General features: G+C 38.2%; 16 protein-coding genes. 8 read left to right on the top strand and 8 right to left on the bottom strand.

Features of this window, described 5'->3' with window-relative positions:
• Positions 1–25: 25 nt before the first annotated feature.
• Complete coding sequence (locus H561_RS0114760; protein ID WP_027387718.1) at positions 26–859, bottom strand: energy transducer TonB; 834 nt, start codon at positions 857–859, stop codon at positions 26–28.
• Between the two features lie 308 nt (positions 860–1,167).
• Positions 1,168–2,454, bottom strand: coding sequence for an adenylosuccinate synthase (locus H561_RS0114755; RefSeq protein ID WP_027387717.1), 1,287 nt, complete (start codon positions 2,452–2,454; stop codon positions 1,168–1,170).
• 521 nt (positions 2,455–2,975) lie between these two features.
• Between H561_RS0114755 and H561_RS0114745 the strand changes: the two genes are divergently transcribed.
• Entirely contained in the window at positions 2,976–3,398 is a 423-nt protein-coding gene (locus H561_RS0114745) for an SMI1/KNR4 family protein (RefSeq protein ID WP_027387716.1), read from the top strand.
• Positions 3,367–3,660: a hypothetical protein gene (locus tag H561_RS0114740; protein WP_027387715.1), complete on the top strand. Its 294-nt coding sequence runs from the start codon at positions 3,367–3,369 to the stop codon at positions 3,658–3,660. The genes H561_RS0114745 and H561_RS0114740 overlap by 32 nt, the downstream gene beginning before the upstream one ends.
• A gap of 169 nt (positions 3,661–3,829) precedes the next feature.
• Here the strand turns inward: H561_RS0114740 and H561_RS0114735 are convergent, their stop codons facing one another.
• Complete coding sequence (locus H561_RS0114735; RefSeq protein ID WP_027387714.1) at positions 3,830–5,422, bottom strand: ABC-F family ATP-binding cassette domain-containing protein; 1,593 nt, start codon at positions 5,420–5,422, stop codon at positions 3,830–3,832.
• 584 nt (positions 5,423–6,006) lie between these two features.
• On the opposite strand from H561_RS0114735, the gene hpt reads away from it, so the two are divergent.
• From hpt to H561_RS0114710, 4 genes are all read left to right on the top strand, one after another.
• A complete protein-coding gene (gene hpt, locus H561_RS0114725; RefSeq protein WP_027387713.1) occupies positions 6,007–6,561 on the top strand; it encodes a hypoxanthine phosphoribosyltransferase in 555 nt (184 codons plus the stop codon).
• 128 nt (positions 6,562–6,689) lie between these two features.
• Positions 6,690–7,268 (top strand): adenylate kinase, encoded by a 579-nt coding sequence (locus H561_RS0114720; RefSeq protein WP_027387712.1) that lies wholly within the window; start codon positions 6,690–6,692, stop codon positions 7,266–7,268.
• 81 nt (positions 7,269–7,349) lie between these two features.
• Positions 7,350–8,333: a GTPase ObgE gene (gene obgE / locus H561_RS0114715; protein ID WP_027387711.1), complete on the top strand. Its 984-nt coding sequence runs from the start codon at positions 7,350–7,352 to the stop codon at positions 8,331–8,333.
• Positions 8,334–8,429: 96 nt separating this feature from the next.
• The gene (locus tag H561_RS0114710) at positions 8,430–9,086 is read left to right on the top strand and encodes a porin family protein (protein WP_027387710.1); all 657 of its coding nucleotides are present in this window, start codon (positions 8,430–8,432) and stop codon (positions 9,084–9,086) included.
• 115 nt (positions 9,087–9,201) lie between these two features.
• Here H561_RS0114710 and H561_RS0114705 read toward each other — a convergent pair whose 3' ends face one another.
• Positions 9,202–9,933: a class I SAM-dependent methyltransferase gene (locus H561_RS0114705; RefSeq protein ID WP_027387709.1), complete on the bottom strand. Its 732-nt coding sequence runs from the start codon at positions 9,931–9,933 to the stop codon at positions 9,202–9,204.
• Between the two features lie 141 nt (positions 9,934–10,074).
• On the opposite strand from H561_RS0114705, the gene H561_RS0114695 reads away from it, so the two are divergent.
• The gene (locus tag H561_RS0114695; RefSeq protein ID WP_027387708.1) at positions 10,075–10,563 is read left to right on the top strand and encodes a DUF6438 domain-containing protein; all 489 of its coding nucleotides are present in this window, start codon (positions 10,075–10,077) and stop codon (positions 10,561–10,563) included.
• 162 nt (positions 10,564–10,725) lie between these two features.
• Positions 10,726–11,982, top strand: coding sequence for a DEAD/DEAH box helicase (locus H561_RS0114690; RefSeq protein WP_027387707.1), 1,257 nt, complete (start codon positions 10,726–10,728; stop codon positions 11,980–11,982).
• Between the two features lie 40 nt (positions 11,983–12,022).
• Here the strand turns inward: H561_RS0114690 and H561_RS0114685 are convergent, their stop codons facing one another.
• From H561_RS0114685 to H561_RS0114670, 4 genes are all read right to left on the bottom strand, one after another.
• Positions 12,023–12,784, bottom strand: a complete 762-nt coding sequence (locus H561_RS0114685) for a TatD family hydrolase (protein WP_027387706.1) — start codon at positions 12,782–12,784, stop codon at positions 12,023–12,025.
• A 4-nt stretch (positions 12,785–12,788) separates the two neighbouring features.
• Positions 12,789–13,304 (bottom strand): DUF4269 domain-containing protein, encoded by a 516-nt coding sequence (locus tag H561_RS0114680; RefSeq protein WP_027387705.1) that lies wholly within the window; start codon positions 13,302–13,304, stop codon positions 12,789–12,791.
• A complete protein-coding gene (locus tag H561_RS0114675) occupies positions 13,297–14,256 on the bottom strand; it encodes a GSCFA domain-containing protein (RefSeq protein WP_027387704.1) in 960 nt (319 codons plus the stop codon). The genes H561_RS0114680 and H561_RS0114675 overlap by 8 nt, the downstream gene beginning before the upstream one ends.
• 70 nt (positions 14,257–14,326) lie before the next feature.
• The gene (locus H561_RS0114670) at positions 14,327–15,298 is read right to left on the bottom strand and encodes a polyprenyl synthetase family protein (protein ID WP_027387703.1); all 972 of its coding nucleotides are present in this window, start codon (positions 15,296–15,298) and stop codon (positions 14,327–14,329) included.
• Between the last annotated feature and the right edge of the window lie 73 nt (positions 15,299–15,371).

The following is a 15,371-nucleotide window of genomic DNA, read 5'->3' as shown; positions in this document are numbered from 1 at the left end:
ATAAGTGTTTATTATGTTAGTGGAGTTATCCTTCAAACTTCATTGTTATCGGAAACTTGAAATAACTTCTTACGGGCTGGCCTTTAACTTTGGCAGGAACCCATCTTCCTTTAATCGACTTAACCGTTCTCAGGGCTTCACTGTTGAAATCAGCATTTTTCCCATCCGCTTTAAGTCCGGAAATAGTCCCGTCTTTTTCTACAATGAACGTAACGGTTGTTTTCACCACACCGTCAGATTCCATACCGGAACCGTCAAAATTATTCATCACTTTATTTCTGAACGCATCAATACCACCCATAAAACTTGCTTCAACATCTACAACTCTTGAAATGCCATTAGGATCCTCATATTTAGGTTCTACCTTAAGGGGCGGAGATACAGAAACAGGTCCTGTATGGATAGTCGGTGCTTGTGGAACATAGGTATTTTCCGGAGCAGTTTCTCCATTCGCATTGTTCTTGACCCCTGAAACAGCACCTTCAATTTTTTCCACCACCTTTTCATTGGTTACATTAGCTTTCGGTTCAGGCAACCTGTCGTCAACGGTTTTTACATCCGGAACTTTAGTCTGCTTAAGTGGAACAGTTACTGTAGGAACTAAAACGTCTGGTGGTATTACAGGATCTATAAGATCAACGATTACACCTACTCGCTCCTTTACAGTATCACCTTTAAATGCCTTAACCGCCAGCGGCGTTAAGGAAATTGCGGCCAACAATCCCACTCCTATGAAAAGCGCTTTTGTTAAAATTTTATCTGATTCGTTTCTTAAGACATAAGCACCGTATTCTTTGTTGCGGCGCTCGAAAAGAATTTCGTTAAAACGAAATTCCTGATTCTGATGCATGTGTTTCATCCTTTTGATTTTTAAGCATTAATTAAGATTATTAGTTTATTACCCTTTGCTGATAAATAATAATTTAATATCAAAACATCTGCCATAAATTTATCAAATCACCATCATTTATCAAAATTACATATAAATGCCAAACTTTAACTATGCTGTAAATAACAAGATATGCTATTCAAACTATAAATATAAAACCTTATCAGATTGGGAATGAGATCTTTTAATATCTGTTTGAGTTACGCCTGCAACCTGCTATAACAAAAAAAAGAGACTATCAAACTGACAGTCTCTTTATTATATTTTAATTTATTATCCTAGAATAATTCTTTTCTGATGATATTCTGGCTTCTTTCCGGCCCTACAGATACCAGGTAAACATTGATTCCCAGGTACTTTTCGATAAACTCGATATATTTCTGGGCCGTATCCGGCAATTCGTCGTAGCTTCTCACTTTCGTCAGGTCTTCGTTCCAGCCCGGCAGATCCTGGTAGATCGGCTCATAGTTGTATAATTTTTCCGTCGACGAAGTGAAATAATCGATGATTTTTCCGTCTTCCGTTTTATAATGGGTTACGATCTTTAAGTTTTCGATTCCCGTAAGAACGTCTAACTTGGTAATCACCAGGTTATTGATCCCGTTGATCATGCAGGCATGCTTTAAAGAAACGAGGTCTAACCAACCTGTTCTTCTCGGCCTTCCTGTGGTTGCTCCGAATTCACCACCGATCTGTCTGATGCTTTCACCCAGTTCATTGTCCAGTTCAGATGGGAAAGGCCCGTTTCCTACTCTGGTACAATAAGCTTTGGCAACACCGATTAAGTTCTGAAGGGATGTCGGCGGAACGCCCGCTCCCGTACAGACTCCGCCTGTAGAAGGTGAAGATGACGTTACGTAAGGATAGGTTCCGAAGTCGATATCGAGCATCAATGCCTGCGCCCCTTCAAACAAAACGTTTTTACCGTCTCTGATGGCTTCGTTCAGTTCCAGTTCTGTATCTACAATCCTGTCCTGAAGCTGTTTTCCGATTTCTAAAAATTCATTGTAAATTTCTTCAACATCCAAAGTCGGTTTTCCGTAGTATTTTTCGAAAAGAGAATTTTTAACCTTCAGGTTTTTTTCGATTTTGTCTCTTAGAATTTCAGGATTTAAAAGGTCTACCATCCGGATCCCGATTCTGGCAATCTTATCTTCGTAGCATGGCCCGATCCCTTTTTTGGTGGTTCCGATCTGCGTTCCTCCGTGCTCTTCTTCACGGTAGGTATCCAAAAGAATGTGGTAAGGCATGATAACATGCGCTCTTCTGCTGATAAAAATGTGATCCGTTCTCAAGCCTTTGCTTTCGATCTGACTCACCTCCTTAATGAAAGATTTAGGATTGACCACCACTCCGTTTGCAATGATACATTTCCCTTTGCACTGAAGAACTCCCGACGGAAGAAGGTGCAACACGAATTTCTCTTCACCTACATATACTGTATGACCCGCGTTGTCTCCACCCTGGAAGCGCACCACATAATCCGATTTTGCCGATAAAACATCCGTGATTTTTCCTTTCCCTTCATCTCCGTACTGAAGACCTACAACTACGTAAGTTGACATATTTTACTTTTATTTTAGATTCATGCAAAATTACTTTTAAAAAATTGGGTGGGCAAATTTGAGGGGGATTTTATTTTTGGATGGGTGGAAATTATGTGGTTTAAGAGTTAAAAACATAATTTTCTATATCTTTGAAATAAATCCGGATTTGTTGAGAATTTTGATCGTAAAGAATTCTTAAAAAATCTTACCAAAAATATTCTGCTGATTAAATGAAATATAAAATCAGTAAGAAAGCATCCAATAATTTAGAAAAAATCTAGCACTATACTTTTAAAACCTGGTTTGAAAACAGATAGATCACTATTTCAATTTATTGATGAATGAAATTGAATATTTATCTGAAAATCCAAAATCCGGAAAAGATTATAGTGAAGTAAGAAAAGGCTATTTCTGTTCAAGGATAAATCGCATTTTGTATTTTATAAAGTCAATATTGAAAATGAAGAAATAGAAATCATAATACTTCTTCATCAGCAAATGGATATTTCGTAGCAATTAAATGAATAAAAAATTACATTATGATCAGTCCAGATATAATCTCAGAAATTGAAATACATATCGAAAAATTTAAAGAACATTTTAAAAATGACTATAAATTTTTACCTGCAGCTAATCCAAAGTCAATAGAAAATTTTGAGAACAGGTTTTCCGTTAAAATCCCTGATGACTTTAGATGGTTCTTATTGAATATTGCAAATGGAATCATAAATACTGATCAGCATAATTTTAATCTGACTGACAGAATTAATTTTTCAGATTATTATTATGAAGAAGTTGAGCACAATCCTTCGTTACCTTTCAAACTAAATAATGAATCCAATTTCAAAACTGATAAATATGAAGATTTCATTAACGGAACTATTCAATTAGCCGAATATGGCTGTGGCTGCTATTCATTTATCGTTGTCAATGGAAGAATATGGAAATACTTGGGTAGATAACTGTGCTTCAAACTCCGAAGTCAGTCCTGAAAAAAACGCACAAAAAAATAGACTCCGTTTTCATGAGTGGATAATCAAAGAAATAAATTTAATGATTTCTCAGAAAAAACAATCAGAAGAATTTACACAAAAACAACTTCAGGAAGAAAAATTGCAAGTAAATCAACAATATAAAAAAATGGAATTAGATTTCAAGGCTAAGTCTAGAACTTCAAATGAGGTTCTATCTATTTTTGAAAAAATTAAACAATTTTTTCAGTAGTAATTTTTCAAATTGATTTAAGATTTACTATAATAAAGTTATTCCAACAAAACTTTCACATCACACCAATCTCCTTCAAAAAATTTCATTGTGAGAGATCATCACTAAGGTTCCAACCATTATTAAACCTAACGGGTTTTTAAAACCCGTTAGGTTTAGGATCTCTTAATTACTCTGTCAAAACAACCGCACTCACTACCCCAATCTCCCTCAAAAAAACCTCGTCATGCGAAATCACCACCAAAGTCCCATGATAATCTTTAATAGAATTCGTAAGAATTTCCACATTCTGAAGGTCTAAATTATTCGTCGGTTCATCCAGAATGATCATATCGGGTGCTTTTTGGCTGATGGACAGTCCGCACAGCAAAAGCCGCAGCCGTTCTCCGCCACTCAGTACATCGCATTTTTTATCCCAGGTTTCCTTTCCGAATAAAAATCTTGACAACAAGGTTTTCACTTCAGATTCCGGCAACGCATTGTTGTTGAACTGTTGGACAAAATCATAAACCGTCGCATTTCTGTCAATCAAAGAATATTCCTGGTCAATATAAATCGTCTGAAAATCCGTTCTCGAAATCTTCCCGACAGAAGGTGATAAACTTCCTAACAACATTCTAATCAACGTTGTTTTTCCAGACCCGTTTGCGCCTTTAACCGAAATCCTATCACCGCTCCGGATTTCTAAGTTGAGATGTTCCTTCCAGAGATATTCTTTATGGTAGTTGTAATTAATCTCCTTCGCAGTAATCAGGATTTTCCCGAAATGCAGATCCGGATCATTAAAATTCACTTTCATCCGGTCCGCAGTCTTCACAGACGAACGCAGATCCCGCAAATCACCCGAAATATCATTGATTTTCTCCGCATGAATACTTTTCAGCTGAGATGAATTTTTCTCTGCATTATTCCGCAGCGTATTCATCATAATTCTCGCCACACCGGATTTTTCCTGCTTTCCTTTTCCCCGTGAATCGAGTTTCTGTTTCCGTTCCAGAGTTTCGCGTTCCTTTTCTTTTGCCTTCTTCAAAGCGCGTTCTTTAGAATGGATATCGTTTTGCAGCGCCTCATTTTCGATTTCTTTCTGTCCGGCATAAAAATCATAATTTCCGCCGTATGCTGAAATTCCCTGATTGCTTAATTCAAAAATGGTATCCACCAGATTCAGCAAAACACGGTCATGACTGACCATCAAAACGGTAGAATTAGTTTTTTCAATAAAATCATACAGCAGCTTCCGGCCATCCAGATCAAGATGATTCGTCGGCTCGTCAAGCAAAATAATATCCGGCTGATGAACCTGGATTCCAGCAAGGAAAACTTTTGTTTTCTGTCCGCCACTCAGACTTTCCAACATTTGGCTTAAATCCAAATCTTCAAGTTTCCAGTGTTGTAAAGCAATGTGGCAGCGTTCTTCAATGTCCCAGTCGTCATTCAATGTTTCAAAGTACATTTCATCCACTTCCCCATTCGTGATTTTTTGAAGGGCTTCTAATTTTTTATTGATTTGTAAACATTCTGCCACTGTCAGATGATTAAAATTCCCGAACATCTGCGGAACAGAGTAGAGAGTGCCCCGGATATTGACAGTTCCTTCCAATGGCTTGATTTCATTTGCCATCAGTTTCAGCAAGGTAGATTTTCCCGTGCCGTTGCTTCCAACCAAAGCTGATTTGGTGTAAGTCGGTATCGTTAAGTTGACAGAATTAAAGAGCAGGTTCCCCGCGGGAAACCCAAAGGATATATTGTGTAGAAAAAGCATAATTTCTTTCTTAATTAGGGTTAGACTTCAATAACCAGTTTGTTACTGTTGTATTATATCTGAAAGAAACTGTATTCTACATTGCTTTTGTTTTGGGTTGTGGGCTACAAAGATAATAAAATTCTTTTTTTCGCTTTAAATCAAATTGTTTTGGCATCTTGAAAGAATTTACAATCATTACGTATCATTCATTTTCAGGAGCTGTTTCCGGTTTTCCGCTTATCTTTTTCGCCAGTGCTTTTTTTCAAAGCCATTTAGAAAAAGGATGCCGCTGCAATCCGGGCTAGAGAAGGGGAATTCACAGTGTGATAATGACTACAAGTAAAATTAAGTAAACCATTACCGGCTGATATCTTTTTAAGAGTAGAGTCTGTAAACTATTCCCGCTGCAGATTACAGACATCATCATTAAAAACAGTGTCTTTTGGGAAGAACAGGAATTACGGTATCTGTAAAAAATATTCCCTGAAAATTACGTCAGATAAAAAAGAATACGCTTAATATACCTTATTTTATGAATCTGAAAATAAACACGAAAATATTTCCGTCAAAAATCCGTAACTTTGCCGCCTACTAAAAATTTTATGGAAAGTATTAAAGTTCACGACAAAACTTTTGTTCCCTATTTAGAGGATGCCGAAATTCAGGAAATTGTAAAAGCAACCGCTTTAAAAATTCATGAAGACTACAAGGATGAAATTCCTGTTTTCATTGGAGTGCTGAACGGAGTGATCATGTTCTTCTCAGACCTTTTGAAGCATTATCCAGGGCATTGTGAGATCGCTTTTATACAGATGAGCTCTTATGCAGGCACGGAATCCACAGGGATCGTTTACCAGAAAATGGAACTGACGAAAGACGTGAAAGACCGCCACATCATTCTTGTAGAAGATATTGTTGATACAGGGAATACGGTGGAAAGCCTCTTTAAGTATTTTAACGAGACCCAGCGCCCTAAATCTGTAAAAATAGCTTCATTCCTTCTGAAACCTGAAGTGTACAAGAAAGATTTCAAACTGGATTATATCGGAAAAGAGATTCCGAACAAGTTCGTTTTAGGCTACGGACTGGATTACGATGAATTGGGAAGAAATTTACCGAATTTATATCAACTGTCTGACGGGCAAATCAACCATTAAAACGGTGCTGAGCTTTTAGCTTAGGCTATGGGCTTCTAAAAATTAGATCTAAGTAAAAAAGAAATATTAACTGAAAAAGCTAAAAAGCCTGCAACGTACTGCATAAAGCTTATAGCATCACTAACATTATGATAAACATTGTTCTGTTCGGCCCTCCGGGAAGCGGGAAAGGTACACAAGCACAAAATCTGATTGAGAAATTTAATTTAAAGCAGATCTCAACGGGCGACCTTTTCAGATTCAACATGAAAAATGACACTGAACTTGGAAAACTGGCAAAATCGTACATTGATAAAGGAGAACTGGTACCGGATCAGGTAACCACGGATATGCTGATCGACGAGATCAGAAAACCAAGTGATGCGGCAGGATTTATTTTTGACGGATATCCAAGAACCGCAGTACAGACGGAAGCGCTGGAGAAAATCGTAAAGGAAGAACTCAATGATGAGATCGACGTTTGTCTTTCTTTAGTGGTTGAAGACCGCATTTTAGTGGAAAGATTGCTGAAAAGAGGCGAAATTAGCGGAAGATCAGATGACGGCAATGTAGAGATTATCGAAAACAGAATAAAAGAATACTACGCAAAAACAGCAGAAGTAGCCGAACTGTACAAACAACAGGGAAAATATGTTGAGATCAACGGTGTCGGGGATATCAACGAGATTTCCGAAAAGCTGTTTGCTGAAGTAGAAAAAGTAAAATAGTTAAAAGTTATGGGTGATGAGTTATACTTTCTTACAATTCATACCTCATGCTTCATAACTCATAACTCCTAATTATAAGAAATGTCAAATTTTGTAGATTACGTTAAAATTCATTGTAAAAGCGGCCATGGCGGTGCAGGTTCTGCACATCTCCGCCGAGAAAAATATATCCCGAAAGGCGGTCCTGATGGTGGTGACGGCGGACGCGGCGGCCATGTGATCATGAAAGGAAATGCCCAGGAATGGACACTGCTTCCCCTACGTTATACGCGTCACGTAAAAGCTGACCGTGGTGAAGGCGGCGGGAAAAACCAGTTAACGGGCGCGTACGGAGCTGATGTATATATTGAAGTCCCGATCGGGACCATTGCTAAAAATGAGGAAGGGGAAATCATTGGCGAAATTATGGAAGACGGCCAGGAGATCATCCTGATGGAAGGGGGACAAGGAGGAAAAGGGAATGAATATTTCAAATCTTCTACCAACCAGACGCCCAGGTTTGCACAGCCGGGAATGGACGGACAGGAAGGCTATGTGGTTTTTGAGCTTAAGATTTTGGCGGATGTAGGACTTGTCGGGTTCCCGAATGCCGGAAAATCCACCCTTTTATCTGCCGTTTCTGCTGCCAAGCCTAAAATTGCAGATTATGCATTTACGACTTTAACCCCGAACCTGGGAATCGTGGATTACCGGAACTACAAATCTTTTGTAATGGCCGACATCCCCGGGATTATTGAAGGTGCTGCCGAAGGGAAAGGACTGGGACACCGGTTTTTAAGACATATTGAGAGGAATTCTATCTTATTATTCCTGATTCCGGCCGATTCTGAGCATCATTTCCAGGAATTTAAAATTCTTGAGAACGAACTGAAGGAATATAACCCGGAACTGCTGGATAAAGATTTCATTGTTTCCGTTTCAAAATCCGATTTACTGGACGAGGAGCTGAAAAAGGAAATCGCCGCAGAATTCCCGGAACATAAGCAACCGCTGTTTTTCTCGGGCGTTACCGGAGAAGGCCTTGTGGAACTTAAGGATGCCATTTGGAAGCAGCTGCATGGATAAGATAAAAAGCTTTAACGATTATTAAAACATACTAAGTACACCATTCATCCGTGTACTTTTTTATTAGCCTAAAAATTAAACCATCAAATTAAAACCATGAAAAAAAACTTTTTATTTATTGCCTTATCAGCAATTTTAACCATTGTACAGGCACAGGATATACAGCAAAATACAAAAGCAGATTCAAATGCTGATTCAGAAATGAGCTTCGGTGTGAAAGGCGGATACTCCTTATCCAGCATGAAATTTTTCGACAACAAATTAGATTCTAAATCTTACTTCTATGTAGGAATCGTTGCCGAACAGCCTGTATCGTCAAAAGTAAGCATCCAGGCGGAGGCACTTTACACCCAGCTTGGCGGAAAGCAGGATTTCCCGGTAGTTGATTTTACAGATTCCGGTGTTATAGAGAGGGGAAGCATACTGTTTGATTATCAACTGACACAAATTCAGATTCCGATATCTGTCAAGTATTATATCATTCCAGATTTATCGGCTTCGGCCGGGATGAATTTCGGATTTAATATTTCTGAAAAGGTAAAAACAGAACAGATGGTCAACGGAGCAACATCCAGAAACTATGAAGATATTAAGTCGCTGAACTTATTCCCTTTCTTAGGTGCGGAATACAAAATTAACGATCATTTTTTTGCTGATGCAAGATATCATTTTAATTTTATTGAAGTCAATAAATGCGGCTTGCCTACCAAAATCAGTTTTTTACAGGCCGGTGTAGGGTACCGGTTTAAATAATAAAATAAAAGGGAGGAATACAAAATATCCCTCCCTTTTTCACCATTAAACAGTATTGTTTTTTATTATTGAATTAATTTCCCTGCAGTTTTCCTGTCTTCAGTAAATTATCCATTTATTTTGTACAGACTAATACTCTTTCATCGGATACAAGTCCATAGAAACGATCTTCCGGAAAAATTCTTGATTCAACTTTAAAACCGGCATCTTCCAATCTTCTTTCAAGTCCGCTTACAGAATAAATCCTTACGTGATCATCCTGTCCGAAATGCTCTAATCGCCCTTCCGCTGAAGTAACAGAATAATCCTCATATATTTCCCCTTGTTTAAAAGGAGTCTGAATCAGGGCTTTCCCGTTTTTTTTAAGCACTCTGTACAGTTCAGCCATTGCTTTTCTGTCATCAATAATATGTTCTAAAATATGATAACAGACGATCAAATCAAACTTTCCTTCTTCCGCATTAATCCGGGTAATATTGTAATGATAATCCGAGAGAAATTCGTTTTCAAAATCAGTTGGGAAATATGAAATATCTTTCCTGCTTTTCCATTTTTTATAGAGCATTCTGGAAGGGGAAAAATCGAGGAATGACATCTCCGGCTTCAAAAATTCTTCCTGTAAGATGCTATACAGCCTCCTTGCCCTCGGAAGGCTTCCGCAAACAGGGCAGATAAGCTGGCCGTTCTGTAATTGAACAAATCCCTTCAATTTTGTACCGCAAATATTACAGGCATTGTTGCCGCCCTGGTAAAAAGGTTTTAACAGCCTTCTAAAGTGATCTTCATTTTTTATAAGGATATGTTGAGGAATGATATTTTTAACAACTGTTTTCAGCAAGTTATACATGAAGTAATTTTTACAATCCTCAAAATAACAAAAATTTAATAAGATTCCGGCCGGCACCGGTCCTTTCATTAAATAATTTTAATATTGAAAGGTTATTTGCTCTTGGAACAATTTTTGAGACCATCATTGCAAATTTACATTATGAAATATTTATTCGGCCTATGTGCATTTATTCTTCTTTTTTCCTGCACAGCCCAGAAAGGAACATCAAAATATTCGGCTATCGAATATGAAGCAACTCCGTGTTTCGGATTTTGTCCTGTTTTTAAAATGACCATCAATCCGGACAGGACCGCTGTCTTTGAAGCGGAACATTTCAATTTCAGCGACCAGCCTTCAAAAGATGATCTTTCTAATCCCCGTGAAGGAACTTTCAAAGGCACCATCAAGGAAGCTGATTACAACAAATTAATTGCTTTACTGGACGGTTTAAACGTGAAAAGCCTTAATGACTACTACGGTAAAAAAAACGTTTCGGATCTTCCTTCATCCCATTTGAGAATCAGCTTTGCTGACGGAACAACAAAACATGTTGAAGATTACGGTAAACACGGAAGTGAAAAACTCTCGGAATTATATACGTTTTTTGAAAACCTGAGAAAGAATCAGCAGTGGACAAAAGTTAAATAACTGCTTTAAAATAATTTAAACTATCTTTGCAGTATATTTCGCGGCATTCTCAGCCAGATGGTAAAGTATTTTACTTAAAATTCTGTTAAAAAATTAGCAGATCTGCTAAAAATGATGAAGTATACTGCTTCAACCGCATTATTTTAATATACAATTTAAATTTTGTTATTTACAGACTTAAACATTATTAAGCCCATTTTAGATGCGCTTCAAAAACAAGGTTACGAAAAACCTACCCCTATTCAGGAACAATCCATTCCTTCTATTTTAGAACACAGAGATGTATTAGGCACTGCTCAGACTGGAACCGGTAAGACGGCAGCTTTTGCTATTCCTATCCTGCAGAACCTTATGGAAAGAAAAGGGCCGAAAAGCAATCATATCAAAGCACTTATTCTTACGCCAACCAGAGAGCTGGCGATTCAGATTGAAGAAAGCTTCAACGCATACGGTAAAAACCTGCCTTTGAAAAAACTGGTAGTTTTTGGCGGCGTAAAACAGGGAAGCCAGGAAACTGCATTAAGAAAAGGCGTTGACATTCTTGTAGCCACTCCGGGAAGACTGCTGGATTTTATTGCTCAGGGAATTATCAGCCTGAAAAATCTTGAGATTTTCGTACTCGATGAAGCCGACAGAATGCTGGATATGGGCTTTGTGCATGACGTAAAACGGATCATTAAGCTTCTGCCGAAAAGGCAAACGCTTTTCTTCTCTGCCACGATGCCGACAGAGATTCAGAAACTTGCTGATTCTATTTTAAATAATCCGATAAAAGTATCGGTTACCCCGATTTCTTCTACCGCAGAAACCATTAAACAGGCGGTTTATTTTGTCGATAAGGAAAATAAGCTTGACCTTCTGACGCATATTTTACAGAATGACATTTCAGATTCCGTGTTGGTATTTTCCAGGACAAAACACGGTGCCGACAAAATTGCCAGAAAACTGCAGTCGAGTAATATTTCTGCCGAAGCCATCCACGGGAACAAATCCCAGAACGCCAGACAGAATGCATTAAATAATTTTAAATCCGGCAGGACGCGTATTCTGGTGGCTACCGATATTGCAGCGAGAGGCATTGATATTGACGAACTGAAATATGTTGTCAATTATGAACTTTCAGACGTTGCCGAAACATACGTTCACAGAATCGGAAGAACAGGCCGTGCAGGAGCGGAAGGATCTTCCATTTCATTTGTTGACGGATTAGATTTACTGAATTTGAAAGACACTGAAAAATTAATCGGAATGAAAATTCCTGTTGAGAAAAATCATCCTTTCCATACGGAAAATCTCGTGGTGGAAAAAAGAGATTCAAACAACAAACCTTTTACTCCCAGACCCAAACCTGCAGGTCAGCAAAAATCTGACCACAGCAAAAAACCGAAAAATAAGAGTAGTTTTTTCAGGAAAAAATAAAGTAAAGCCTTCCAAAATTTGGAAGGCTTTATATTTTATATCACACAAACAATTTCTTTGCATTGTCGGTCGTAATCCTGTCAATCTCTGAGAAATCTTTTTTATAAATATCTACCAGCTTGCCCGCTACCAGATCCAGGTAAGAACTTTCATTTCTTTTCCCCCGATAAGGAACCGGAGCCAGGTAAGGGGAATCGGTTTCCAGAACGATTTTATCTAACGGGATTTCGTGTAAGAATTGGTCGATCTTACCATTCTTGAATGTTACTACGCCGCCGATTCCTAAGATGAAATTTAAATCTACCGCATGTCTGGCCTGTTCGAGGTTTCCTGAAAAACAATGGAAAATCCCGCGTAATTTCGGGTGCTTTTTTCTTTCAAGAACTTCAAAGGTTTCATCGAAGCTCTCTCTGGTGTGGATCACAATCGGCAGGTCTTTTTCAATAGCCCAATCGATTTGCTGCTCAAAGGCTTTTACCTGAATATCCAGTGTTGTTTTATCCCAATAAAGATCAATCCCGATCTCTCCAATGGCGGGGAAACTTCTTTCGTTTAGGTAGTTCTTTACAATTTCCAGTTCTTTTTCCCAGCTTTCTGGCTTCACATAACAGGGATGAAGACCCATCATCGAGAAAATCTGCCCGGGATATTCTTTTTCCAGCTGCAGCATTTTTTTATGTGATTCCGAATCGATGGCCGGAAGGTAAAATTCTGTGATGCCTTTGTCTAAAGCTCTCTGAATAGCGTCTGCTCTGTCTTCATCAAATTCTTCCGCGTATAAATGGGTATGCGTATCAATCATTTCATTAAAATTTCAATAGATCTTTATAAGGATTTTCAAGATTGAGCACCATGCCGAAAGCAGGTTCCGTCTTGATTCCTTTTTTCTTTAATTCTATTATTTTCTGTTTAAATTCTTCTCCTTTTTCCTGTAATATTGTGTATTCGGCGACCATGTGGAGATAAGCATTCTGGTTCGTTGTAGGTTTATTTTGTCCGAAAATCTCAATAGGAAATTCTTCCAGCATGAAATTTGAAACCACTGAATTTTCACCGTTAGCGGTTATCTTTTCTAAGCTGAAACCCTTATATTCCTTAAAGTACCGACGTAAAAGTTCAGTAAAATCATCTTCATCTTTAAACTGACAAATGATGTCCAGATCACTTCCTTCAATATCGATCTCAATAGGAATCGTTCCGGCCAGAACAGGGTAATAATCTTTAAGAATTTCGAAAATCCGATATTTCCCCAGGATGTCATAAGCCCTTTTTTGTTTCTGATTTCCCGCTTTCAGATAATCAATGGTGGTAAAATCAGTCATCCGGAAATATTTTGTATCTTACTTTTTGTCGCTGGATTTCGATTCTCCGGTTGAGTTTCTCCCTAAATTCAATATATTTAGGGTCTTTTTCATCATTCGTCCTGTGCTGCAAAGCCTTGTTAATTTTAAAGTTTTCTTTAATAAATTCCTTCGTTTCCTCTGAAAAATAAGCATTTCCGAACTGATCAAAAATATAATTGACCGCCTGACTGTTAGGATGGATCATATCTTCGTTATAAAAACGGTAATCCCGCAGGTCATCCATCAGAATTTCATACACCGGAAGATAATGACAGTTTTCAAACTGCGGAAGGATCTCATGAATTGCAGTAATTAACTTTGCTTTACTGAGCTGGTTTTCAACCATCCCGTCTTTGGTATGCCGGACAGGCGAAACAGAGAATAAAATCTGAACGTCATCTTTACAGATATCATCCAGGTTTAAAACCGTATTATAAATGGAATCCGTAATTTCCTGATGGGTCAGCAACCTTTTTTTAAAGAATTTCTGAGGGATTTTATGACAGTTGGCCACCAGTTTGTTTTTGGGAATGAATTCATAAATAAATGAAGTCCCATAGGTGATGATTACCCAGCCTGCATCCTGAAGAAAAGAATTGCCTTCTTCGATTCCGGCATTGATCTTTTTCAGGCTCTGATGAATATACCGCGTGTCAAAGCCGGTGTGATGATCCAGGGATATAAATTCTTCATCAAAACTGATAAGTTCGTCTTCGGTATAAAACTCAGCATCATGAAGCCTTTTTACCGCATTGTTGATTGAAAAAGGATTAAAGATCGTTCCGAAAGGATTATTAATGGTCTGCAGCTGCCCAAGCTGAAACAGATCCGACATTTCAGAGGCAAAACAAGAACCTATTGAAAATATTTTATCTTCAACCTGAATCTTCTTCCGGGATTCTTTAATCTCTACTTCAGTCCTGAACTTCATCATCTTATAGGGATAAGGTTATGGCTATACGATTACAGATCCATACTCTTCCGGCGTAAAATCGATTCACCTAGCTTTCTCTTCTCAACAAATAATTGGCCAGTTCTGTAAACGGCTTCTTCTTTTCGTCAGGAATATCGATTTTATCAAGGTAGCTCTGCCCGATTTCGTTATGCTTTTCAATCAATCTCAAGGCTTTTTCGTCTACTTTTGTCCTTCTGAAAATCTTTTCGACTCCGTATACTTTATCAATGTTGTCGGTTTTTTTAGAATACCAGTAATCCAGTTCTTTTCTTTCTTCTTCTGTTGCATGCTCCTTGGCCATCAGGTAAAGCACCGTTTTTTTATTCTCATAGATATCCCCAGCATGCTTCTTGCCGAACTGTGCCTGATCTCCGAACACATCCAGGTAATCATCCATAATCTGAAAAGCAATCCCGATATGTTTCCCGAAGTTGAAAATGGATTTGGCATCTTTAAAGTTGGCCTTTGCAATCATGGCTCCGATTTCAAATGAACAGGCACTCAGAACTCCTGTCTTATAGGTAATCATTCTGATGTAATCATCAAAAGTCACATTTTCCTGACTTTCAAAATTAATATCATACTGCTGACCTTCACATAAAAGCAACCCTGTATGGGTAAAAATTCTGATGCAAGCCTTGAAAGTTTCAGGTTCCAGATCTTCAAAAAACTTATAGGCTTTTAACATCAACCCATCGCCGGAAAGGATTCCCACATTGATCCCATGCAGGGTATGGATGGTAGGCTTGTTTCTTCTCAACGGGGCTTCATCCATAATATCATCATGGATCAGCGTAAAATTATGGAAAAACTCGATGGCCAAGGCAGGTTTGATAGCCTCTTTCATGTCACCGCCAAACAAATCACAGGCCATCAACACCATGATCGGACGAAGGCGTTTTCCACCATGGGAAATAATGTAATTCATCGGTTCATACAGTTCGGCCGGCTTGTCCTTAAAAGTATATTTGGTAATGGCATCCGCAACAATCTGTTGGTATCGGTCTAAAAATTCCATAAAATTTAATCGTTTGAACAAAAATACGACTTTTAAAGGGTCCGTAAAACAAAAAACTTTGCCCAATTGAGCA

Origin of the sequence: Chryseobacterium gregarium DSM 19109 (assembly GCF_000430845.1) — a bacterium.
In the GTDB taxonomy this organism is placed as follows: Bacteria; Bacteroidota; Bacteroidia; order Flavobacteriales; family Weeksellaceae; genus Chryseobacterium; species Chryseobacterium gregarium.
Note: the sequence above shows the minus strand (reverse complement) of the source record. Positions and strands in the feature narration are given on the sequence as shown.

What these genes read in the sequence shown, in the direction of transcription:
- H561_RS0114710 (WP_027387710.1), top strand. Translation starts at nt 8,430, where the DNA reads ATGAAAAAAAACTTTTTATTTATTGCCTTATCAGCAATTTTAACCATT.
- H561_RS0114755 (WP_027387717.1), bottom strand. Translation starts at nt 2,454, where the DNA reads ATGTCAACTTACGTAGTTGTAGGTCTTCAGTACGGAGATGAAGGGAAA.
- H561_RS0114705 (WP_027387709.1), bottom strand. Translation starts at nt 9,933, where the DNA reads ATGTATAACTTGCTGAAAACAGTTGTTAAAAATATCATTCCTCAACAT.
- hpt (WP_027387713.1), top strand. Translation starts at nt 6,007, where the DNA reads ATGGAAAGTATTAAAGTTCACGACAAAACTTTTGTTCCCTATTTAGAG.
- obgE (WP_027387711.1), top strand. Translation starts at nt 7,350, where the DNA reads ATGTCAAATTTTGTAGATTACGTTAAAATTCATTGTAAAAGCGGCCAT.
- H561_RS0114735 (WP_027387714.1), bottom strand. Translation starts at nt 5,422, where the DNA reads ATGCTTTTTCTACACAATATATCCTTTGGGTTTCCCGCGGGGAACCTG.
- H561_RS0114720 (WP_027387712.1), top strand. Translation starts at nt 6,690, where the DNA reads ATGATAAACATTGTTCTGTTCGGCCCTCCGGGAAGCGGGAAAGGTACA.
- H561_RS0114675 (WP_027387704.1), bottom strand. Translation starts at nt 14,256, where the DNA reads ATGAAGTTCAGGACTGAAGTAGAGATTAAAGAATCCCGGAAGAAGATT.
- H561_RS0114745 (WP_027387716.1), top strand. Translation starts at nt 2,976, where the DNA reads ATGATCAGTCCAGATATAATCTCAGAAATTGAAATACATATCGAAAAA.
- H561_RS0114685 (WP_027387706.1), bottom strand. Translation starts at nt 12,784, where the DNA reads ATGATTGATACGCATACCCATTTATACGCGGAAGAATTTGATGAAGAC.
- H561_RS0114680 (WP_027387705.1), bottom strand. Translation starts at nt 13,304, where the DNA reads ATGACTGATTTTACCACCATTGATTATCTGAAAGCGGGAAATCAGAAA.
- H561_RS0114740 (WP_027387715.1), top strand. Translation starts at nt 3,367, where the DNA reads ATGGAAGAATATGGAAATACTTGGGTAGATAACTGTGCTTCAAACTCC.
- H561_RS0114695 (WP_027387708.1), top strand. Translation starts at nt 10,075, where the DNA reads ATGAAATATTTATTCGGCCTATGTGCATTTATTCTTCTTTTTTCCTGC.
- H561_RS0114760 (WP_027387718.1), bottom strand. Translation starts at nt 859, where the DNA reads ATGAAACACATGCATCAGAATCAGGAATTTCGTTTTAACGAAATTCTT.
- H561_RS0114670 (WP_027387703.1), bottom strand. Translation starts at nt 15,298, where the DNA reads ATGGAATTTTTAGACCGATACCAACAGATTGTTGCGGATGCCATTACC.